Genomic DNA, 21,569 nt, shown 5'->3' with positions numbered 1-21,569 from the left:
GGCTATGGCGGTAAAAGACATTAACGAAGGGCTGAATTACATCACTTACGGGCTCTATATCGTTACTTCCGTAGACGGAGAAAAGAAAAACGGAATGATTGTAAACACCGTTTTTCAGGTAACGGCCGAACCCGCGCGGATGGCGATATCCGTTAATAAACAAAGTCTTACGCACGAGATGATTTTAAAAAGCCGCGTATTTGCCGCTATGCCGCTTGAACAAAATACCCCGCTGCCTTTTATCGGCACGTTTGGTTTTCGCACCGGACGCACGTTTGACAAATTCGCCAAAGTGCCGTATAAAACGGGTTTTTTGGGCTGTCCCGTGGTAATGGAGCATACGCTTTCGTATATGGAAGTGGAAGTATGCCAAACCGTAGACGTCGGGACGCATACGCTTTTTATCGGCACGGTGAAGGACGCAGGTGTCGTTCAGCCTCACGGCACGGCGCTGACGTATGCGTACTATCACGATGTAATTAAAGGCAAAACGCCTGCGGGCGCGACGCATATTTAAATTATAAAAAAGAAGGGGAGGTAAACTCTTATGGTAAAGTATATTTGTGAAGTGTGCGGTTATACGTATGATCCCGCTTTGGGAGATCCGGAAAACGGCGTACCGGCCGGAACCAAATGGGAAGATGTGAAAGAAGACTGGGTATGCCCCGTTTGCGGGGTAGGAAAGGACCAGTTCAAGCCTGAAAATTAAATTTTAGGGCGTTTTTGAAAAAAATGCTTAAATTTTAAGTATTTTTTTTACACAAACAAAACGGGCTTCTTTTGGGAAGTCCGTTTTTGTCAGAAGCCGTCAAAAATCCCGGACGCTAAACATTATCCGGGATTATAAAAAAAGAATTAATAACCGTACACATTTTTGCAGGAATAGGCATATGTAAATTTATAATCATATGTACTGTCTATCCACACCACTTGGTGAATGTCGGCCTGGATGAGGGCGCCCAAAAGCGTGTCGGGCGTTTTGGTTTTATGCCAGGGCCAGGGAATAAACCCCAGCACTAAAAACGTACAGGTGGAGCCCATTTTTAAATCTTCGGGGCGGCTGAAGTCGGCCTGCTGGGCATCCAGGCGGATATTGTATTGGGTGGTGCCGTATAATCCGCAGCCGGCTAAAAAAATGCAGGCGCAGGCGGCTAATGATAATTTTTTCATAAGTATTCTCTAGTTTAAACATACCATTTTAAGACCTCTCCGGTAAGGACGCAAACTTGCTATAATGAAGAATATGAAGATTTTATACATCATCACTTCTACCGACGTAGGCGGCGCCGAAAAAGCGCTGGCGGAACTGGCCGCTTTTACGGCTAAAGAGCATACGGTAAAAGTTCTTTCGCTTAAACCGCTGGGCCCGGTGGCCCGGGAATTGCAGGCGGCGGGGGTGGAAGTGGCGTCTTTAAATATGCAGTGGTATTCACAAATGCGCATTATTCAAAAACTCTCGGCCGCGGTAGAAGCCTTCCGGCCGGATATCGTGCATGCCATGTTGTACCGGGGAATTGAATATGCCCGCACAGCCTGCGCCGGAAAGGGCATAAAACTGATTACCACACCTCATTTTGATTTATCCAAAAAGAACTTTGCCCTGCGCTGGGCCGACCGTTTGCTGAAAGATTTGGATACCTTAACGGTGGCCGAATCCTTTTCCACCGCGCGGTATTTGGTGGAAAAACAAAAATACCAAAAGAATAAAGTCTATTTGCTTCCCAACGGGGCGGATGAAAAGGCTTTTTATCCCGATGTTTCTGCGCGGGCCGCTATGCGGAAAAAGTACGGCTATACGCCGGACAATGCGGTATTTATCAGCGTAGCGCGCCTGGCCCCGGTAAAAGACCCGCTGACCTTATTACAGGCCTTTCGCAACGTACTGCGTTCCTTTCCGTTTACCCGGCTGGTATATGTGGGCGATGGCGCGGAACGGGAAAAACTGGAAGCGTTTATCCGCCAAAATAAGCTGGAACAAACCGTATTGCTGGCAGGGGAACAAACGAATATAAACGACTGGCTGAATATGGCGGATGTATTTGTACTGCCTTCGGTGGAGGAATCCCTGCCCCTTGCCTTGTTGGAGGCGTTGCGTGTGGGGCTGCCGTGTGTGGTCAGTGATGCGGGAGATATGCCGCTGTGGGTAGAGCACGGAAAAAACGGTTTTGTATTTAAAAAGGGAGATTTAACACTGCTTAGCTGTTTAATGGCGGAGCTGGCGGACAGCCCGGAACGGCGCGCTGAAATGGGGCGGTATTCCCTGACTTTAGCCAAAAGGATGACAGATACATCCAAGCAATATCAAAGTATTTATCAACAACTTATAAACAATAGTTTTCACGTGAAAACTGCTTAATTAGGAGCCTGTATGGAACAACGTCTTTTCCTCGTAGCCTGTATTATGTATGCGTTCAGTTTAGGGACGCGCTTTCTAAAGAAAAAAGGCAAGTTATCCACACCCAAAGCTTTTGGGGGATGGCATGCTTCTTTCCTGTTTATTATATTAGGCTGTGCCGCATATGTGCTGGCATTTGTAATGGGGGGCGGAACCGGGGAGCCGATTGGCACAGGAAAAATTGTGCTGGGTGCCGTGATTGCGCTGGTATGTGCCGTATATGGTTATTATAAGGCGCGTAAAGCGGAACCTAAAAAGCAGGAACAGATGATGAAGGCGGACCTGGAATGGAGCAATACCGTATATTTTGCGGGCTTTGTGGCTTCGTTTGTTATGTTCTTTTTTATCCAGGCTTTTAAAATTCCTTCTGCGTCTATGCGTTATACGCTGGTGGAAGGGGACCATCTTTTTGTCAATAAGGCGGCCTACGGCTTCCGTATTCCGTTTACAAATATCCGCTTTGGCGAGTTTGAAGAGATTAAACCCGGGGATATTATTGTATTTCGCTTTCCGGCTAAAGACCGCAAACAGCAGAACTGCGGCGGCAGTCAATACGGGAAGGATTTTGTTAAACGCGTGATTGCTATGCCTGGGGATACGGTGCAGGTTATAAACGGACGTCCCTGGGTAAACGGGAAAGACCTCCCGCAGCAGCCGTATGAAGTGTATGAAAACGTGGAGCGCACCCCTTATTTTGAAGAAGAAGACCAAGCCCAATACCAGAAAATCTGGCAGGAACATCAACTGGATAATTACCTGGGCTTATACCTGCGCGATTCGTTTGGCCCGGTAACGGTGCCGGAAGGCACGTATTTTGCCATGGGGGATAACCGCGACAATTCCTGCGACTCCCGCTTCTGGGGCCCCGTGCCGCGCGAAAATATCAAAGGAAAAGCCTGGTTTGTCCACTGGCCGCTAAACCGCATCCGCTGGATTAAATAGTCTGGTTTTCACGTGAAAACCGGAACCGGCGGGGGAAGCTGTTTTCACGTGAAAACACGTTTCCGTCCTATTGCTTTTTATACTGAATTAATGTTTAATATAAGTATACTTTTACCGGAGGATTTATGGGAGAAATTGTCGTCGTTGCCAACCAGAAAGGCGGGGTAGGAAAAACCACCACTTCCATCAACCTGTCTTATGCGTTAGCGTGCCTGGACCAAGAAGTTTTACTGGTGGATTTTGACCCGCAGGGAAACGCCGGCTCCGGCCTGGGCGTAACCGTGGCGGACGGCGATAAATCCGTTTATCACTTGTTGACCAAAACGGCTCCGTTTGAGCAAGTGGTCCGCCAGACCTCCAGCGAAATGCTGGATGTGCTGCCTGCCTGCAAAGATTTGGCCGGTGCAGAAGTGGAACTGGTAAACGTGCGCGGCCGCGAGAATATGTTAAAAGACGCGCTGGCCCCTTTGCGCGAAATGTACGATTATATTATTATTGATTGTCCTCCTTCTTTAGGGCTTCTTACCTTAAACGCCATGATGGCGGCGGACAGCGTAATTACGCCTGTTCAGTGCGAATACTACGCGATGGAAGGTCTGGCCCATTTTATGAGCACGGTGGCGAAAATCAAACAATTTTTACATCCTGCCTTAAAGATGGACGGCGGCGTGCTGACGATGTACGACGCCCGCATGAATCTTTCCAAACAGGTGTTTGCGGAAGTCAGCCGTTTCTTTGGCGAGCAGGTGTATAAAACGCCGATTCCGCGCAATATCCGCCTGGCGGAAGCGCCGAGCTTCGGCCAGTCCATCTTTGATTACGACCCCGCCTGCCGCGGAGCCAATGCCTATATTCAGCTGGCTATTGAGTTTTTGGGCCGCCGCGGGGCGGATGTGGAGATGTATAAAGATTTTAAAATGACGGGTGATATGCCCTTGAACTACGACTTCGGAGGATAAGATGTCCAGACAGGCTTTAGGAAAAGGCTTAGACGCCTTAATCAAACAAACGCAGGAAGTGATGCAAATGCCGGCCGGAGCGTCCGCCCAGATACAGCAAACGCCCGGAATGAGCGTCACCCGTATCTCCGTGGGCAAAATCGTACCGAACCGTTTTCAGCCGCGCCGCGTATTTGACGAAGAAAAATTACAGGAACTCGCGCAGTCCATTAAAGAGCACGGTTTAACCCAGCCGATTGTGGTGGTGTACGACGCGGGCTTGGATAAATACGAAATTGTAGTGGGTGAACGCCGCTTCCGCGCCACGCAGCTGGCGGGACTGACGGAGATTGACGCCATTGTCCATAAGCACTTGGGCGACCAGGAAATGTGTGCGCTTGCGCTGATTGAAAATATCCAGCGCGAAGATTTAAACCCGATTGAAACCGCTCTCGGCTACCGTAACCTGATGAGCAAATTCTATATTACGCAGACGGATTTGGCTTCCTATTGCGGCAAATCCAAGGCGGCCATTTCCAATGCGCTTCGCCTGCTGGACCTGGAACCCGAAATCCAGCAAGCCCTGCAGGACGGGACATTATCCGAAGGGCACGGCCGCGCGCTTTTAATGGTAACGGACGCGGCCAAACGCGATATGCTTTTTAAAAAAATGCATAACAGCAAAATGTCCGTCCGCCAGGCAGAAGACGCCGCCCGCGCGCTGATGTTCCCCGCCAAAAAAGCGGAAAAGGGCGCAAAACCCGTGGAAGTGGCTTCTTTTGAAAGTGATTTACAAACGGCGCTCGGAACCAAAGTGGAAGTGAAATACGGTAAAAATATGAAAAAAGGCACTTTGGTGATTCATTACCACTCGCTGGATGAATTGGATAATATCGCCAGCCGCTTAAAAAATAAAATGCTGTAACTTTTTGGAAAATTAACTGCCGGCTCCCCGCATATTGTGCGGGGAGCTTTCTTTTTTCACCCTATCAAATTCAAGTAAAATTTATTTAAAAATTATCCTTAAAAAATAAAGATAATTTTTATTTTTACGCGTAACGGGGCTTTTTAACGCCGGGGAATGGGAAAGGACGCCGCCATATGGATTAGAAGGGGGGAATAAAAAGCCGAAAAAAGGGCGCCGGACGCGTTTTGCGGCACCCGGCGGAAATCCCTGCGCAGTCGGGCAACAATTCGGTAATGGCGCTGGTGAAGGCGTGGGCGCGGTGAACCCCGCGGCTGTGATTTGCGTTTACAAATTCCTCACGGAATGCCCCGGGGACGCTGGGGAATTTCACCGGACGTCTTTAAAAAGTTTTCAAACGGTTCCTTACATGTGGGGGGCGTTTAAAAATAAAGTTGCGGAAACCCGTATTTAAAATAGAGTATATATGTTCGGGTTGGTATTTTGGCGGGACAGATTTTAAAATAAAAATCCTCCGTTCTAACACGGAGGATTTTTATGGCGTTAAAAACAGCTTTTATACCGTTGCGTCCTGTTCGTAGAATTCGCGGATGGTCTCGCATACGCGGCGCACCTGCTCGTCGGTAATTTCCGGGAACATCGGGATGGACAGGACTTCCTTGGCGGCTTTTTCCGCTTCCGGATAATCTTCGGCTTTAAATCCGCGGTCTTTATAGGCCGGCTGTTTGTAGAGCGGCACGGGGTAGTACACGGCGGAGCCGATGCCGCGTTCTTTTAAGTACGCCTGCAATTCGTCGCGTTTTTCCGCGCGGATGGTAAACACGTAGTAAGACTGCGCATAGCCGGCGGGAGGAGTGGGCGGAAGCACCACGGGCACGCCCGCCAAACCTTCTTCATACAGGGCGGCGGCTTTGCGGCGTTTTTCGGTCCATTCTTCCAGGTGGGGCAGTTTTACGCGCAAAATGGCGGCCTGGATTTCGTCCATACGCAGGGTGGAGCCTTCTAAATCGTATTCATAGGCTTTGCCGTTGGCGCGGCCGCTGTGGCGCAGGGAGCGGCAGCGATCGGCGATTTCGTCGTCGTTGGTGGTCACGCAGCCCGCGTCGCCGCAGGCGCCTAAATTTTTGCTCGGGTAGAAGCTGAAGCAGCCCGCGTCGCCGATGCCGCCCACCATCACGCCGTCGGCCATGGCCAGGTGTGCCTGTGCGCAGTCTTCAATCACTTTCAAGCCGTGTTCGTTGGCCAGGTGCATAATCGCGTCCATATCGGCGGGGTAGCCGTAGAGGTGTACGGGCAGAATGGCTTTGGTTTTTTTGGTGATTTTGCGCTCCACGTCTTTGACGTCCAGGTTATAGGTGCGCGGGTCAATATCGGCAAAAACGAATTTGGCGCCCGTGAGGGAAACGGAAGAGGTGGTGGCGATAAACGTAAAAGGCGTAGTAATAACTTCGTCCCCTTCGCCCACGCCGGCGGCGGCCAGCGCAATTTGAATCGCGCTTGCGCCCGACGAGCAGGTGATGCAGTGTTTCACGCCGATCAGCTCGGCGAATTCTTCTTCAAATTTTTCGGTTTGCGGGCCCAGCAGCCAGTGCATGGAATTTAAGGCTTCGGTGGCCGCGGCGTTGATTTCGGTTTTGAGGCTGTCGTGCTGTTCTTTCAGGTTGAACAGCGGTATGGGTTTTATGTCGTCCGTCATAGCGGAATTATTCTCCTGTTTTATTTATACAAACTGTATATTTCGGGCATTTCTAAAAGCTCTTTGGTAATGTTCTGAAATTCATGGCCGGTAAACGTGGCCACCAGACTGACGTGAAAGCGGTTGTCCTGTTTGGTAATTTCGCTTTTCAGGATGGTAACGTGCTGCGCTTCAATTTGTTTGATGATTTTGTCCACCACGTTCCAATTCGGCTCGCAGGTAAGGTAGAAGGTGTCGTAATGTTTCACGAATTCCACGAGTTTAAGCGTTTTGCGCACGCCCAGCTGTACGACGAGAATCGCCGCCGCCGAAAGCGCCGCCCACAAATACTGGCCGTATCCCACGGCCATGCCGATGGCGGCCACCAGCCACACGCCGGCGGCGGTGGTCAGGCCGGAAATTTTGTTTCCGTCGCGCAGAATGGACCCCGCGCCGATAAAGCCCACGCCGGTAACGATTTGTGCCGCAATGCGGCCCGGGTCTCCGCCCTGGCCGTACATAAATTCCGACAGTGCGGTAAACAGCATCGCCCCCAAACAAATCAAACAGTTGGTGGCAAATCCGGCGGGCTTGTCGTGGTACTGGCGTTCCATGCCCAGCACCCCGCCCAGCACGAGCGATAAGAAAATCTTAATAAAGATGTCGTCCATACTCTTATAATACAATAGACAGAACGATAAAGTAAACCACCATCATCACAAGTCCCACCGGCAGCGCTTCGCGCGCCCATTCGCGGCTTTTAATGCCCAGCTTGGACGCGCAGATGATGTTGGGGATGTTTCCCGGAATGAGCAGTCCGCCCGCCAAAATAAGCGACGCGAGCAAAAACACCAGCGTTTCTTTCGGGAGGGAGGGCATAATTTCAATGCTGGCCAGGGTGGCGTTGTCCAATACGGCGGACAGCGAGTTAATCCAGTACAGCGCGTATTTGGATAAATGCGTAATCGTGCGCGCGGCCAGCGGTTTTAAACCGTCGCCCAGCAGGATGAGGGCGGCTACGAACATATACACTTTTCCGGCGCGGATAAAAATTTGTTTGTACGGCTCGGCTTCGCTTTTACCCGTCGGTTCGGAAGTGATGTTTTTCTTACCCATGCGCGCGGCCAGCGCGGCAAACAGCACCAGCGCGGGCAGAATCCACACGCCCATTAAACGCAGGAGGAAAAAGAAATCGGCGTTGTACGGGTCGCCTTTTAGCTTGGCCACGACGATGGTGGAAAGCGGCTCGCCGATCGGCGTTAAAATGGCGCCGAAGCCGATGGCAAAACACGCATATACCGCCAGGCGCGTTTTTTCGCGGTCGGAAATATCCAGCAGTTTAATAATTTCCGCCGTAATCAGCGCGGCGATGATGGCCGTCAGCACGCTTGAAAAAAGCCCGATGATAAAGACGGTAAGGAACAAAAGGGTTTTGGGGCCGGTTTTTACTTCCACGGCGTGCACCATATGCGCGATTAAATGCCCAAAGCGTTTAAACAGCACGCCCAGCACGAGTACGGCCGCCGTGATGGCGACGGGCTCTTTTAACGCTTCGGCTACTAAGTGTCCGCTCCACGCGGAGGAAACGGTCACGGCCGCCAGGCCGCAGACAAGAAGGAAAATTTCAAGTTCTTCCTCCACTTTGTGCACCAGAAACGGCAGCGTCAGCGCGGCGAGTACAATCAGTGAAAGTAACGTCATCACCAGGACGGAAATATTTTGTTCCATATAGTTATTGAATCCTTTTTTTGCTTGTGCGCCAAGCGGTTTTTGAGGTTATAAAAAAACCCGCCGCCTCAAACGGGGCGGTGGGTTTTAAAAATGTCCGTGCGTTAAAAGCGGCAGCCGATTTTAAGCATCACCGTCATATAATGATAACGGCTTTTGCCGAACGCGTCTTTAAAATCGCTGTTGGCTTCAATTAAGTAGTAGCGGCCTTCCACGCCGAAGATGACGGTTTCGTCAATGTCAAATTCCAGCCCCAAGCCCAGCATTTGCGCCAGGTCGGTGCTGTCGGTGGTAACGTGGGAGCCGTCGTCCAGTTTCTGGCGGGCGAACATATGGCCCACGCCGATACCGAAAGGTACATACAGGCGGGTGGCCTGGGACGGGAAAAAGTTCACGCGGCCCGTTACAAGCCCGGTGGCGATGCCGGTGCGGTAGTAAGAGTCTTGGCCGCCGGAGATAAAGGTGTCTCCGTCGCCCAGCTGCGCGTAGTTTGCGTCAACGCCCAGCGAGAACACCGGAAAGATGTTGCGGGTAAAACCGATGCCGGCCGTCCAGCCTGTTCCGCCCAGGTCAATTTCCTGGCCGTGGTGGGACCAGCTGTCCTGCGGCAAGACCATCCCGCCGTAAAATTCAATGCGGGTGGTGTTTTTGCGAAGACCGTATTCCTGCAATCCGTAGTAATCCTGCGCAGCGGCGGGAACGGAGAGGAACAGTGCGCACAGCAGAAGTAATTTTTTCATAAAGCTCCTTATGATACTGCAAGATATTTATATTGTAAAAATTTTATAATCCTTTGACAATACAAAGTTCCCGCTGCGGGTTTTGGAAAACGCCGGACATATTATCCGCCACCACGCGGTCCCACTCGCCCCGGGCGCGCAGGATTTGTTCGGCAATGTCGCGCACGGCGGCGTCCCCTCCGTGGCGGGGGGAAGTGTATACGGCCAGTTTTTTGGCCTCGGGCACGCTGTTGGCCACCGCCAGCGGCAGCCCGACGCGGGCGAGCAGGCCCAGGTCAATCAAATCGTCGCCGATAAAGGCGGTTTCTTCGGGCAGGATGCCGTATTCTTTTTGTAAAAACTCCAGCGCGCGGTGTTTGACGGACGTATTGTAAAACAGGTAGCTCATCCCCAGCGCCTTGGCCCAAAATTCCAGCGTGTTGCTGGCGCCTTTGGACACAATGCCCGTCTGCACGCCGCAGTAAGTTAAAAACATCAGCCCCATGCCGTCTAAGGATTCAAAATGTTTCACTTCGCGCGCCGTACCCCGGGCGTCGGTAAAAAAGCTCAGCTTGCCGTCGGTCATCACGCCGTCAACGTCCGTCAGCAGCAGCTTGATTTTTTTGGCTTTTTCGGTAAAAAGCGGATTATCGGGTGTCATATTGTATTTATTATACCTTTATTTCCGGGTGCCTAAAAATTATATAATTATCATATGAAGAAATTTATAAGTCTGGCGCTTTTATGCTGCCTGTTTGCGTGGGGATGCACGCCTAAAACGGTTATCAGCAAGTCGTATGATTTTGACCAAATGGACCGCATCGGCGTGATGGCTTTTTCCAACACCTGGCCCGCTATGCAGGGGGTGGAGAACCTGTTCGCCAAGTATTTAATCAACGCCGGATTTAAAGTGGTGGAGCGCGCCCAGCTGGAAAGCGTGCTTAAAGAACACAATATTTCGGTGTCGGGCTATTTGTCGCCCGAGACGACGCGCGAAATCGGCCGGATTTTGGGCGTGGACGTACTGCTCATCGGCGAGGTGAGTTCCTATACGCCCGCGCGCACCGAGCTGACGATGACCGCCACCCGCCGCAGCGAAGCGCGCCCCGTATATACGCAGGACGTTATGCAGCTGCCGGACGGCACGTATGTGGGGTACACCCGCAACGTGGGCACGCAGTATTCCCATTCTACGGACGTACGCCCCACCGAATACACCATCAACGCCCGCGTGGGCATTATCGCCAAACTGGTGGACGTGGAAACGGCCGAAATCGTGTGGATTGGTTCGTCGGACGAATCAAGCTCCAGCGCGCTGGACGCGGCCGATTACATCGCCCGCGGCCTGGTTAAAAGTTTTACCAAAGAACTGGCCAAACGCCGGGAAGAAAAATGACCGCCAAACGCCGCTCGTTTGCCGAGCAGTCCGCCGTTGTTTTGCTTAAAGCGTTTTTTGTGTCTGTAAAAACGCTGTTTGTTTTGCTGGCTTTAACGGTGGGCGCGCTGGTGGCGGGGCAAACCTCCGTGGCGCCCGTAAGCGCGCGGCTGCTGACGTCTTACGCCGTAGAATATGCCGTGGCTACTTTCAAGCCGTACCGCCACTGGTTTCCCGAGCCGTACTTAATTGATTTAGAAAATAAATAACAGAGGTTTTTATGTTAGACATTAAATACATCGTTGCAAATCCCGAGGAAGTCAAAAAACGCTTATCCTTAAGAAAACCCGAACTGGCCGCCCAAGTGGACGACGTTCTTCAAAAATACTCCGCTTACAAAACCGTGCTCGCCCGTGTGGAAGAGCTGCGCGCCAAACGCAACGAGATGTCTAAATCCATCGGCAAAATTAAAAAAGAACAGGGCGACGAAGCCGCCAAAGAAGCCATGGCCGAAGTGGGCAAGTTAAAAGAAGAAATGGGCGCCAAAGAAGCCGAACTGGACCCGCTTAAAAAAGAAATTGACGGCCTTTTGCTGTCCATCCCCAATATGCCCAACGAAAATATTCCGGTAGGCGTGTCGGATGCGGACAATCCGGAATACCTGCCGTGCACCATCCCGCTTCCCAAATTTGATTTTAAACCGCTGGACCACCAGTCCGTGGGCGAAAAGCTCGGCATTTTGGATTTTGAAGCCGCCGCCGCGCTGTCCGGCAGCCGCTTTGCCTTGTTTAAAGGCGACGGCGCCCGCCTGGAGCGCGCGATTATTTCGTTTATGCTGGATATGCACGCGAAAAAAGGCTATACCGAAATTATGCCGCCCGTTATCGTCAACGAAGAGATTTTGGTCGGCACCGGCCAGCTGCCCAAATTCCGCGAAGATATGTACGAACTCACGGGCGAACCCAAACAGTTTTTAATTTCCACCGCCGAAATCCCGCTGACCAATTTAAACCGCATCCGCGTCGTGCCGGAGGCGGAACTGCCCGTAAAGCTTACGGCCTATTCGCCGTGCTTTCGCAAAGAATCGGGCACCTACGGCAAGGACACGCGCGGGTTAATCCGCAACCATCAGTTTGACAAAGTGGAACTGGTGATGCTTTCCAAGCCCGAACATTCCTATCAAATGCTGGAGATTATGGTGTCCGACGCGCAGGAAATTTTAAAAGAGCTCGGCCTTCCCTATCACGTGGTGGAGCTGTGCAGCGGGGACATTGGTTTCTCGTCCGCCAAAACGTACGACATTGAAGTCTGGATGCCCAGCGAAAACCGCTTCCGCGAAATTTCTTCGTGCTCCAACTGCCTGGACTTTCAGGCGCGCCGCATGGGCCTGCGCTACAAAAACGCCCAGGGCAAGCAGGAGTATGTCCACACGCTTAACGGCAGCGGCCTGGCGGTGGGACGCACCTTTGCCGCCATTTTGGAAAACTTCCAGCAGGCCGACGGTTCCGTCATCATCCCCGAAGCCCTGCGCCCGTATTTCGGCAAAGATAAAATAGAGGCCAAAAAATAATGAAACGGCTGGTTTGCCTGGCGGCCGCGCTGTGCCTGTTCGTATCCGGCGCGCTGCCTTCCGCGCGTGCGGAAATCACTTTGCCTCCCGACGTAATGGAACACGCCACGGAAGGGATTAACGGCGTGTACAGCCTGGATTTTGACACCGCGCAAAAAAACATTGAACTCGTTTTTCAGGACTATCCCGACCATCCGTTCGCGCATTTCGGCAACGCGATGATTGCCTGGAGCCGTTACGAATACGAGTATGAACTCAGCGACGATGCCCAGCGTAAAGTGTTTGAAAAAATACTGGACGATTCCATCGCCGGCATTAAGCGCTGGATTAAACAAAACCCGGACGACCCCAACGCCTATATGGGCATCGGCGCGCTGTACGGGCTGCGCGCGATGTTCACCATGCGCAACCGCAGCTGGATTACGGCCTATTTTTCGGGACGCAAAGCCATTAAAAATCTGGAAAAATCCCTGGAGCTGGACCCGACGTATTACGACGCGTATTTCGGCCTGGGCATTTACCAGTATTACGCGGGCACTCTCCCTTCCGTCATTAAAATCCTGGCTAAAATCGTAGCCATTAAAGGCAACCCGGACGAAGGCGTGGCGCAGCTGAATCTGGCGCGCGAAAAAGCGCATTTTACGGCCGACAGTTCCAAACTGATTTTAATTGAAGTCCAAAACACGCGCGGCGGCAAGTATTACAATCCCGCCAAGTCGCTGGAATACATCCGCGAGCTGCGCGCAAAATACCCCAAAAATCCGCTGATGCATTACGTGGAAATCATCTGCCTCTACGAAACCGGGCACTACGACGAAGTAACCCGTCAGGCGCAGGCGTTTTTGGAGTTAATCGGAAACGATCCTTTTTATAAAGATATTTATATTTCCCGCGCTTATACCGCTTTGGGCACCGCCCAAATGGCGCAGGGCAATCTTGAAGAAGCCCGCAAACTGTTTGAACAGGGCCAGCAGGCGCTGAAAGGCCAGGAGCCCAGCCGCTGGGGCGTGTGGAACGAAATGCGTCTGGGCCAGGTATATGATTTGCTGGGTGAGCGCGAGAAAGCCGCGGCGCAGTATAAATACGTCCTTTCTTTTAGGGATAAATGGGGGTTTGACGAGCTGGCCAAATCTCTGCTGAAGTGTCCGTACACTCTGCCGGAAGGCGGAAACGTCGGCCCGCTGCCGCCGCTGTGAGACCGTTTTTGCCGGAAAAAACCGCCCCGTCGGAACGGGGCGGTTTTTTTGTATATAAAACTTTCTTGCTTTTTGGACGACAGATTGCTATGATTTCTCTATGCAAGAAAACTTGCGTCAAACTACACAAGGAGAGACTGAATGAAAAAATTAGCAGTGTTGGGCGTGCTTCTTAGCATTTTATGCGCCTGGCCTACCGCCGTTAAAGCGGAAGGCATCCAGGCCGGCGATCAGCTGGCCAGCGGTTATTTAGGAGCGCTTGCGCCGCTTCAAGATGCGGGCTTGGGCGATCTGTATGTTATTGACGGCGGTGGACACACCTTTAGAATTAATGATTTAGATTGGGGCGATGCTGGTGTTGGTTTTGGTGCCTCTTATTTGTATTTTGTAAATGATTACCTTGGTTTGGGCGGTGAGCTCAGCGGCGGTGTATTCGGCGAAGCTGAATATGATTTGTCCTCCTCTTGGGGGCACACGACCATTAAATCGTCTATGAATACGTTTAATGCCATGGCGGTCGGCCGGTTGAACGTTAATCCCCAAAGCCGCGTGCGCGTGTATTTCCCCTTTGGTTTGGGTTTGACTTCTGCTAAGGGAAAAATTGAAATGGAATCCTGGGGCGGAAACGGCTCTGTTGACGGTACCAGCACTTCGTTAGGCTATTTCGTCGGTGCCGGTGTAGAAGCTGATCTGGGCGAAAGCAACTGGATGATTGGCGGCGAAATGCGCTACCAAGGTTTTCAGTTTGATACTGGCAAGTATGATATTGACGGTGTTTCCGGCAAAGAAAATTACAGCTATCTGTCTTTCCTGTTTAAAGTCGGTTACAAGTTCTAAGCAAGCAGTTATTTGTTTGAAAACCCCGCCCAAAAGGCGGGGTTTTCGTTTAGCCGACAAGGTATAGGCGCGGCTGTTTTCCGTGCGCTGTGCGGCGTTTAGGGCCGGTGATGCTAGGGCTGCCGTGTGTTTGCCGCGTGCATAGCCGGACGGAAGCCCGGAAAAAAGCCCGCTCCGGGTACGAAGCCGGAACGGGCAGGAACTAGTGCGGGATAATTTCCCGTAAAAAACCCGCTCGTAAGAGCGGGTTTAAATTATTTCTTCAGCGACAGATACCCCATCAGCCGGTAGATTAACTTGGAAACGTTAAACTCCGTAATGGCGTCGGCCTTGCGCTGGCAGGCTTCTACAACGTCTACAGCCACAATTTTTTTATGCTTGATGACTTCGCGGAACAAGTCCAGCGCTTCATACCACATAAATCCGCCGGGCTGCGGCGTGCCCGTGGCGGGGATGACGGACGGATCAAAACCGTCCACGTCAATGGTAATATACACGGTGTCAGTCAGTTTTTTAAGCACCTGCGGGATGAGTTTTTTAATATCCCGGTGTTCGTGCATTAAAAACGTGGTTACCTTGCCCGCGTTGCAGTATTGTTTTTCTTCGCTGGCTACGCTGCGGATGCCCACCTGCACCACCGGCACCTGACGGGAAGCCGGATACAGCGCACAGGCGTGGCTTTTGGGCGTGCCTTCAAAGGTTTCGCGCAAATCGGCGTGGGCGTCAAAATGCAGGATGCTCAGGTTTTTGTATTTTTCAATATAAGGCTGCGCGAGCGCCTGGGTAACCGTGTGCTCTCCCCCGATGTAGAACGGGATGGCTTTGTACTGCATCAGATTGCGCACGGTTTTATCAATGTTTTTAAACACCGTATTCGTGGAGCCTTTGCAGTTGACGGCCGGCTGAGTGTTAATGCCCAGCTCCCAGGTTTCGGTTTTGGTTTCTTCGTCCCAAAGTTCAATTTGGGTGGAGGCCTCAATCACGGCGGCGGGGCCTTTGGCGGTGCCGTGCCCGTAGCAGACCGTTTTTTCAAACGGCACGGGCACTACCACGAATTTACAAAGGGGCAGAGAGCTGTATTTGCTCTCTAGCCCCATAAACTTATCAGTTTGTACGTTATCGCTCACAATCTTACCGGAGTTATTTGACAAACACGGCCGCCGCAACGACGGTGGTCCAAAGCCCTTCTACGCAGATGGCAGACTGGGTGATGTTGGTGGTGCGGACGATTTTACCGCTCATTTTCCAGATTTCTTCTTTCTGGTCCCAAGTGGTATTGTTGTCAAACTCGATGCCCAGCGTGGTGGAGAGCATCAAAGCGGCCAAGTCTTCCGCGTAATCGCCGGCCTGTTTGTCGGTTTCGCCGAAGCTGTGGTGTTCGGAGATGTACCCGTGTGTTTTCTTTCCTTCTTTCGGGATCGCAAGACCCACGGAAGCGGAAATAAGGCGGCGGTATTCGTTGCTGGTGTTTCTGCTGATGACGCAATGCAGAATTTGGCCCGGGTGAAGATCTTTAAGCCCTTTGGAAACGGGCACGGTCTTGCAGCCGGGAGGGAAGATGCTGGACACAGGCACCAAGTTGAAGCTGGCGATTTTGGCGTCTCTCAACGCTTCTTCAAAGCTGGCCAGTTTTTCTTTGTGTCTGCCGATTCCTTTAGTAAGGAATATCTCTTTGGGTACAAACGCTTCGTACATTTTTATTTTTCCACTAATTCCTTGATGTGAATTAATATAATATAAATTATAACAAATAACAAAAAGAAAAAGGATTTCTCTTCATCAGCGTTATAATTTACGTTCCACGTTTTACCGGTTGCCCGACTGAACGGAAAACCGATACAATAAGAGTGTAATATATTAATATGAAAAAAACAAAATTACTTTTGGTTACGGCTTTTCTCTTAACCGCGACGGGAGTGTATTCCATGGCAGATATGTTTAAAAACGGCGTTTTGCATTTTGATTATAAAGCGGAGGAACTGGCCCCGGCCGAAGCCGCCGCGCGCGTGCAGCTGGAAAAAGACTTGGCCGCGCTGATTGCCATCCCGCCCGGCGAACGCACCTTTGACAATACCATTATGGGCTACGAGCGCGCCTTTGACAAGTACGGCAACGCGCTGGGCATGAGCGGTTTTCTGTCTTATGTGTCCACCGATAAAAACTTCCGCGACGCCGCCCTGGCGCTCCAAATGCAAATCAGCCAGTATATGGTGGACGTAGCCACCCGGCGCGACGTATATCAGGCCATCCGCCAGTATACCGACACCAACCCCCGGCTGGACCCGGTGCAGGCGAAGCTGGTTAAAGAAATGCTGATTGGTTTTAAAAACAGCGGTATGGAACTAAGCGACGAAGACCTGGAAAAATTTAAAGCCCTTAATAAAGAAAAAGCCGAATACGTCATCAAGTTTGACAAAAACATCCAGGAATACAAAGACCCGCTGGCCGTTACCGAAGAGCAATTAAAAGGCCTGGGGGCGGACTATATCCAAAAACTTGAAAAAACCGAAGACGGCAAATACCTCGTTACGCTGGACTACCCGGACTATGTGCCTTTTATGTTAAACGCCGACGACGAATCCGCCCGCAAAGCGCTGGAATTTAAATACAACCGCCGCGGCGGGGAAGAAAACGTACGGCTGTTGGAAAAAACGCTTACCCTGCGCCGCCAAATCGCGCATTTGCTGGGGTATAACACGTATGCGGATTTAAAGCTGGAAAACCGCATGGCGAAAAACCCCAAAACGGTGATGAGCTTTTTAAAAGATTTACAGAAAAAATTAAAACCGCTGGGCAAAAAAGAAGATAAAGAAATGATTGCCTACAAGAACGAAAATACGGGCAAAAAAAGCCGCACGCTTTATTCGTGGGAAAGCGGCTACTGGAGCAACAAATACCGCAAAGAACACCTGGAGCTGGACAGCGAAAAAATCAAAGAATACTTCCCTTCCCGGGTGGTGATTGACGGAATGCTGGAGCTGTTTGGCGGCGTGTTCGGCATTACGTTTGAACCGGTGGACGTCCCGGTGTGGCATCCTGACGTAAAAGCGTTTAAAATTAAAGACAGCGCCTCCGGCGAACTCATCGCTTATTTTTATATGGACCTTTACCCCCGCGAAGGCAAATACAAACACGCCGCGTGTTTCGGCCTGGTGGAAGGGGAGGAAAAGCAGGACGGCACGTACCAAATCCCGTTCGTGGCGATTGTGGCCAACCTCAATAAACCGTCGGCGGATACGCCTTCACTTTTAAAACACGGGGAAGTGGAAACCCTGTTCCACGAGTTCGGCCACGTCTTGCACAACGCGCTGACTAAATCCAAATACTCGGCTTTCTCGGGCACCAACGTCAGCTGGGATTTTGTGGAAGCCCCCAGCCAAATGCTGGAGCGCTGGGCGTGGGATCCGCAGGTGCTTAAAAAAATCAGCAAACATTATAAAACCGGCGAACCGCTGCCGGACGATTTAATCGGGCGGATGATTGCCGCTAAAAATTTCGGTTCCGGCGGCGCCTATTTGCGGCAGGATTTCTTTGCGCAGTACGATATGACGCTGCACACCGCGAAGATTACGCCGGATTCCACCAAACTGTATTTTGATTTGACGAAAAAAATCCGCGGGCTGCCGCTTACCAAAGGCACCATCCCGCAGGCGTCTTTCGGCCATATTATGGGCGGGTACGACGCGGGGTATTACGGTTATTTATGGTCGGAAGTAATTGCGGAGGATTTCTTCGGCGAGTTTAAAAAGAACGGTATTTTTAATCCCGAAACGGGCTTAAAATTCCGCCGCGAAATTTTGGAAAAAGGCGGCACGCTGGACGAAGAAGAAATGGTGAAAAACTTTTTGGGCCGTCCCGCGCAGAGCGAACCGTTCCTGCAGTCCATCGGCCTGAACCGGGAGGCTTTATGAGCGTTGTCATCGGGATTGACGTGGGCGGTTCCACGACGAAAATCGTGGGTTATACGGACGGGGGGAAACTCGTCTCCATGCTGAAAGTGGAAGCGGCCGACCCGCTGACTTCCGCCTACGGCGCGCTGGGTAAATTCGTCAACGAAAACGGCCTGTCCCTTTCGGACGTCAAACAGATTATTTTAACGGGCGTGGGGTCTTCTTTGTTTAAAAAAGACGTGTACGGCATTCCGACCGCCGCGGTGGACGAATTTGAAGCCATCGGGCTCGGCGGGCTGGCGCTGTCCGGCAAAAAAGAAGGGCTGATCGTCAGCATGGGCACCGGTACGGCGTTTGTGCGCGCCGGCCAGGACGGCATCCGCCACATCGGCGGTTCCGGCGTGGGCGGCGGTACGGTGCTGGGGCTGTGCGGCAAACTCTGCGGCGCGACTTCGTTTAAAACGGTGGTGGAAATGGCCGAAGGCGGCGCATTGGACCGCGTGGATTTAAACATTCAGGACATCAGCAAAGGCGTTATTTCTACGCTTACGCCGGACACCACGGCCTCCAACTTCGGCAAGATGGAAGACGGCGCCACCCACGAAGATTTAACCATAGGCGTGCTGAATATGGTGTTCCAAACCATCGGCATGATGGCCGTGTTCGCCTGCCGCAACGATTCGGTAAAAGACGTGGTGCTCACGGGCACGCTTACCTTGGTGCCGTTTGCCAAAAAAGTTTTCCAGGCTTTACATAAAATGCACGGCGTGAATTTTATTATTCCCAAAAACGCCATTTACGCCACGGCCACGGGGGCGGCGCTTTCCTATTTTAAACGCGGGCAAACCAAATGACGGCTGATAACCGCTCGTATAAAAAATCCAGTTTCGGGCCGGCCTTTTTCTTTTTGGGAAAGAGCCGCCGCGAAGCGCTGGCCGATTATTACGAGTTCTGCCGGCGGATGGATGATATTGCCGACGAGCCGGACGTACCCGCCCCGGAGAAAGAGCTGGACACGTGGGCCGCAGAAATCAGCCGCGTATATGAAGGAACCCCCCGGACGGATTTGGGCAGACGCCTGACGCGGGACGTAAAAAACTTTGGCATTTCCAGGGACCGGTTTTTACTGCTTATTGAGGGGATGCGCGCCGATTTGCAGGGCCGTTCTTACCGGACGCAGCGGGAACTGGAGTGGTATTTATACCGCGTGGCCGTGATTGTGGGCTGCGCGACGCTGGACATTTTGGGCGTCAAGGGCCGGGCGGCGGACGAACTTTCGTTGCAGTTGGGTTCGGCCGTCCAGCTGACCAATATCATCCGCGACGTACACGACGATGCCGCCCTGGGCCGGGTGTATTTGCCGCAGGATATGCTGGCCGCTTTCGGTTTAACGCGCACGGACGTGCTGGAAGGCAAAAAACCGCGCGAACTTGCGGCGCTGCTGGCGGCGCTGGCCGAAACGGCGGACGGATTTTATGCGCGCGCGTTTAAACAAATGAAAAAATTTCCCCGTCTTAAAATGCTGCCGTGCCGGGTGATGGGGTATGTATATGTCAAAAATCTTGCTAAAATAAGAGCAACGGATTTCCATTTTATCCGCCCCGTAAAACTGACAAAGGGCGAGAAATTAAAGAGTATCGGCTATGCACTGCTCAAAACTATTTTCTGACCGTTTATTGCTTGCGTTTGTGATGTGTTTGTCGGCCCCGTTCGTTCAGGCGGCCGGCGGCAAACAAACCGTTTCTTCGTGCCTGGAAAACGGCAAAAAAGCTTTTTCCGCCAAGGAATACCTGCAGGCGCAGGATACGTTTACCCGCTGTTTAAAGCTGGACCCGGACAATGTGGAAGCGCAGCTTTCGCTGGCCGGCGTACTGCTGACGCAGGATGATTTGGACGGAGCGGAAAAATATTTTAACGCCGCTTTAACAAGCATGAAGCGCACGTCCCCCTATTGGTCATACACGTATTCCATGCTGGGCGATATTGCGTTAAAACGCCAGCAAAACGACTTGGCGCTTAAAATGTATTCCAAGTCGCTTGAATACAATGCGGCCAACGTCAATTCTCTGGTGGGCAAAGGCGTGATTGTGGAATACCAGGGCGACAGGCAGGGCGCGGCGGAATACTACCGCTCCGCGCTTGCGGTGGAACCGCTGAACCTGATTGCGCGCAAACGCCTGGTTAATTTGGAACCGGATTACCTGACCAACGATGAAATGCTTGCCGCGCTGAAACAGCGCTACGCCGTCGCGCCCGATGCGGCGCAGCTGACGGAGGACGACCGCGCGCTGTTTGCGGACATTCATAAGGCCGAACAGCGGAGGGGCATTGATTACTTGAAAAACAAGTATCCCAAAGTGCCGCAGGAATATCTGGTGACCATTAATAAAGATACGGATTTTGAACGCGAAATGCTGACGCTGGCCGGTTACAAAGCGCTTGAAAAACACATCGGGCAGGACGCCATCGCCGTTTTCCAAAAAGGCGGAGTGCCGATAAAAGACGTGTTTGATTTGCGCGATATGAAGGGCGAGAAAATTTTTAAGGCGGACAGCACGCTTACCGACAGCGGTTTCTTCGTCTACACCGAAGCGTTGCAAAACCGCAAAGCGTTTTTGCTTCCCAAAGAAGCCGTACCTCCGACGCAGGCGTTTTTAAATAAAGTAGCGGTGCGCGTGCAGGAACTTAAAGACGCGGGGTATGTGGAAATTACGCGCTCGGAACTGAAGATGATTCAAAACCAAACCAAATGTTCCGAAGAAACCCTGCGCTCCAAACTGGGGCTGTACGTGCTGAACGTTACGAAGAACGACCGCCGTTATTTCGTCATCGCCCGCCAGACGGCGGACCCGAAAAAAGGCGTGCCGTATTATTACCTGATGGCCGCGCACGCCAAGCGCAACCCGAACGTAAGGGTGCCTTCCAACTCGCTGGTGGAGAGCTATTCCTATTACGGGTATACGGTGTGTCTGGACGACGGCAACCTGTTGGAATAATTGTTTTTAAGGCAATACCGCGCGGACCACGGCGTAATGCTTTGGTCCGCGTTTTTTTAGGAAACGGGGCCTTGCCGGCTCTCGTTTGTTGCAGGTCTTAGCCGTGTTGTTGCTGTTGTGGTTCCGGCCTTTAGCCCGTCTATAAAATCCGTTTTACGCGGGAGAAGCGTTTTATTTGTCTGAGCGAAGCGAGTTGTAAAACGCGCCGCGTAAAACTGGATTTTATGGGCATTGGCCGGCAGTCTTTTTGTTCCTTACGTCCCCGAATGTTTCTCTCCCAAGTATCTAAAAGTGCCGTCTATTGCCAGTCCCTGGTCAGGCCAGATTGCCTGCCCCCGGCAAGGGGGTTGATTTGTTTTTTTTTTTGATAAATTGGGAATATC

Annotated in this window: 23 protein-coding genes; 15 read left to right on the top strand and 8 right to left on the bottom strand. The window is 51.8% G+C overall.

Annotation, left to right across the window (positions count from 1 at the left end; all coding sequences use genetic code 11):
• The first annotated feature begins 4 nt into the window (after positions 1-4).
• Positions 5-517 (top strand): flavin reductase family protein, encoded by a 513-nt coding sequence (locus ACQY36_RS04620; RefSeq protein ID WP_428070987.1) that lies wholly within the window; start codon positions 5-7, stop codon positions 515-517.
• A 30-nt stretch (positions 518-547) separates the two neighbouring features.
• On the top strand, positions 548-709 hold the full coding sequence (gene rd / locus ACQY36_RS04615) for a rubredoxin (protein ID WP_428057430.1): 162 nt from the start codon (positions 548-550) through the stop codon (positions 707-709).
• 146 nt (positions 710-855) lie between these two features.
• Here the strand turns inward: rd and ACQY36_RS04610 are convergent, their stop codons facing one another.
• Positions 856-1,170, bottom strand: a complete 315-nt coding sequence (locus ACQY36_RS04610; RefSeq protein ID WP_428057432.1) for a hypothetical protein — start codon at positions 1,168-1,170, stop codon at positions 856-858.
• 73 nt (positions 1,171-1,243) lie between these two features.
• Between ACQY36_RS04610 and ACQY36_RS04605 the strand changes: the two genes are divergently transcribed.
• From ACQY36_RS04605 to ACQY36_RS04590, 4 genes are all read left to right on the top strand, one after another.
• Positions 1,244-2,356 carry a glycosyltransferase gene (locus ACQY36_RS04605; protein WP_428078037.1) on the top strand — a complete coding sequence of 371 codons (1,113 nt, stop codon included), beginning with the start codon at positions 1,244-1,246 and terminating at the stop codon, positions 2,354-2,356.
• A 12-nt stretch (positions 2,357-2,368) separates the two neighbouring features.
• Complete coding sequence (gene lepB / locus ACQY36_RS04600) at positions 2,369-3,337, top strand: signal peptidase I (RefSeq protein ID WP_428078035.1); 969 nt, start codon at positions 2,369-2,371, stop codon at positions 3,335-3,337.
• Between the two features lie 125 nt (positions 3,338-3,462).
• Positions 3,463-4,296, top strand: a complete 834-nt coding sequence (locus ACQY36_RS04595; protein WP_428057438.1) for a ParA family protein — start codon at positions 3,463-3,465, stop codon at positions 4,294-4,296.
• A gap of 1 nt (position 4,297) precedes the next feature.
• A complete protein-coding gene (locus ACQY36_RS04590) occupies positions 4,298-5,200 on the top strand; it encodes a ParB/RepB/Spo0J family partition protein (protein WP_428057440.1) in 903 nt (300 codons plus the stop codon).
• 556 nt (positions 5,201-5,756) lie between these two features.
• Here ACQY36_RS04590 and ACQY36_RS04585 read toward each other — a convergent pair.
• The 5 genes from ACQY36_RS04585 to ACQY36_RS04565 all read right to left on the bottom strand — a co-directional run bounded on the left by ACQY36_RS04585 (position 5,757) and on the right by ACQY36_RS04565 (position 9,983).
• Positions 5,757-6,896 carry a DegT/DnrJ/EryC1/StrS family aminotransferase gene (locus ACQY36_RS04585; RefSeq protein WP_428057442.1) on the bottom strand — a complete coding sequence of 380 codons (1,140 nt, stop codon included), beginning with the start codon at positions 6,894-6,896 and terminating at the stop codon, positions 5,757-5,759.
• A gap of 20 nt (positions 6,897-6,916) precedes the next feature.
• Positions 6,917-7,546 carry an MgtC/SapB family protein gene (locus ACQY36_RS04580; protein WP_428057444.1) on the bottom strand — a complete coding sequence of 210 codons (630 nt, stop codon included), beginning with the start codon at positions 7,544-7,546 and terminating at the stop codon, positions 6,917-6,919.
• A gap of 4 nt (positions 7,547-7,550) precedes the next feature.
• Positions 7,551-8,603, bottom strand: a complete 1,053-nt coding sequence (locus ACQY36_RS04575) for a DUF1646 family protein (RefSeq protein WP_428078033.1) — start codon at positions 8,601-8,603, stop codon at positions 7,551-7,553.
• 104 nt (positions 8,604-8,707) lie between these two features.
• Entirely contained in the window at positions 8,708-9,343 is a 636-nt protein-coding gene (locus ACQY36_RS04570) for an outer membrane protein (protein ID WP_428078031.1), read from the bottom strand.
• Between the two features lie 43 nt (positions 9,344-9,386).
• Positions 9,387-9,983 carry a KdsC family phosphatase gene (locus ACQY36_RS04565; RefSeq protein ID WP_428078029.1) on the bottom strand — a complete coding sequence of 199 codons (597 nt, stop codon included), beginning with the start codon at positions 9,981-9,983 and terminating at the stop codon, positions 9,387-9,389.
• A gap of 54 nt (positions 9,984-10,037) precedes the next feature.
• Between ACQY36_RS04565 and ACQY36_RS04560 the strand changes: the two genes are divergently transcribed.
• From ACQY36_RS04560 to ACQY36_RS04540, 5 genes are all read left to right on the top strand, one after another.
• Positions 10,038-10,718, top strand: a complete 681-nt coding sequence (locus tag ACQY36_RS04560) for a CsgG/HfaB family protein (RefSeq protein ID WP_428070999.1) — start codon at positions 10,038-10,040, stop codon at positions 10,716-10,718.
• Positions 10,715-10,966, top strand: coding sequence for a hypothetical protein (locus ACQY36_RS04555; RefSeq protein ID WP_428057454.1), 252 nt, complete (start codon positions 10,715-10,717; stop codon positions 10,964-10,966). The genes ACQY36_RS04560 and ACQY36_RS04555 overlap by 4 nt, the downstream gene beginning before the upstream one ends.
• An 11-nt stretch (positions 10,967-10,977) precedes the next feature.
• A complete protein-coding gene (serS, locus tag ACQY36_RS04550) occupies positions 10,978-12,267 on the top strand; it encodes a serine--tRNA ligase (protein ID WP_428078027.1) in 1,290 nt (429 codons plus the stop codon).
• Positions 12,267-13,463, top strand: a complete 1,197-nt coding sequence (locus ACQY36_RS04545) for a tetratricopeptide repeat protein (protein WP_428071001.1) — start codon at positions 12,267-12,269, stop codon at positions 13,461-13,463. The genes serS and ACQY36_RS04545 overlap by 1 nt, the downstream gene beginning before the upstream one ends.
• Before the next feature lie 141 nt (positions 13,464-13,604).
• Complete coding sequence (locus tag ACQY36_RS04540; protein ID WP_428078025.1) at positions 13,605-14,300, top strand: outer membrane protein; 696 nt, start codon at positions 13,605-13,607, stop codon at positions 14,298-14,300.
• A gap of 254 nt (positions 14,301-14,554) precedes the next feature.
• On the opposite strand, the gene speB is transcribed toward ACQY36_RS04540, so the two are convergent.
• Positions 14,555-15,427, bottom strand: a complete 873-nt coding sequence (gene speB, locus ACQY36_RS04535; protein WP_428078023.1) for an agmatinase — start codon at positions 15,425-15,427, stop codon at positions 14,555-14,557.
• Positions 15,428-15,440: 13 nt separating this feature from the next.
• Positions 15,441-15,995 carry a pyruvoyl-dependent arginine decarboxylase gene (locus ACQY36_RS04530; RefSeq protein ID WP_428057464.1) on the bottom strand — a complete coding sequence of 185 codons (555 nt, stop codon included), beginning with the start codon at positions 15,993-15,995 and terminating at the stop codon, positions 15,441-15,443.
• Positions 15,996-16,162: 167 nt separating this feature from the next.
• Between ACQY36_RS04530 and ACQY36_RS04525 the strand changes: the two genes are divergently transcribed.
• The 4 genes from ACQY36_RS04525 to ACQY36_RS04510 are packed head-to-tail and all read left to right on the top strand — an operon-like array spanning position 16,163 to position 21,186.
• The gene (locus tag ACQY36_RS04525) at positions 16,163-18,211 is read left to right on the top strand and encodes a M3 family metallopeptidase (protein WP_428078021.1); all 2,049 of its coding nucleotides are present in this window, start codon (positions 16,163-16,165) and stop codon (positions 18,209-18,211) included.
• Complete coding sequence (gene coaW, locus ACQY36_RS04520; RefSeq protein WP_428071007.1) at positions 18,208-19,044, top strand: type II pantothenate kinase; 837 nt, start codon at positions 18,208-18,210, stop codon at positions 19,042-19,044. Before ACQY36_RS04525 ends, coaW begins: the two co-directional genes overlap by 4 nt.
• Positions 19,041-19,859, top strand: coding sequence for a phytoene/squalene synthase family protein (locus ACQY36_RS04515; RefSeq protein WP_428071008.1), 819 nt, complete (start codon positions 19,041-19,043; stop codon positions 19,857-19,859). Before coaW ends, ACQY36_RS04515 begins: the two co-directional genes overlap by 4 nt.
• On the top strand, positions 19,834-21,186 hold the full coding sequence (locus ACQY36_RS04510) for a tetratricopeptide repeat protein (protein WP_428078019.1): 1,353 nt from the start codon (positions 19,834-19,836) through the stop codon (positions 21,184-21,186). Before ACQY36_RS04515 ends, ACQY36_RS04510 begins: the two co-directional genes overlap by 26 nt.
• The last annotated feature ends 383 nt before the right edge of the window (positions 21,187-21,569 follow it).

This window comes from Candidatus Avelusimicrobium alvi (assembly GCF_958451995.1).
Classification (GTDB): domain Bacteria; phylum Elusimicrobiota; class Elusimicrobia; order Elusimicrobiales; family Elusimicrobiaceae; genus Avelusimicrobium; species Avelusimicrobium alvi.
The sequence above is the reverse complement of the archived record's forward strand: the minus strand, read 5'-3'. Positions and strand labels throughout refer to the sequence as shown.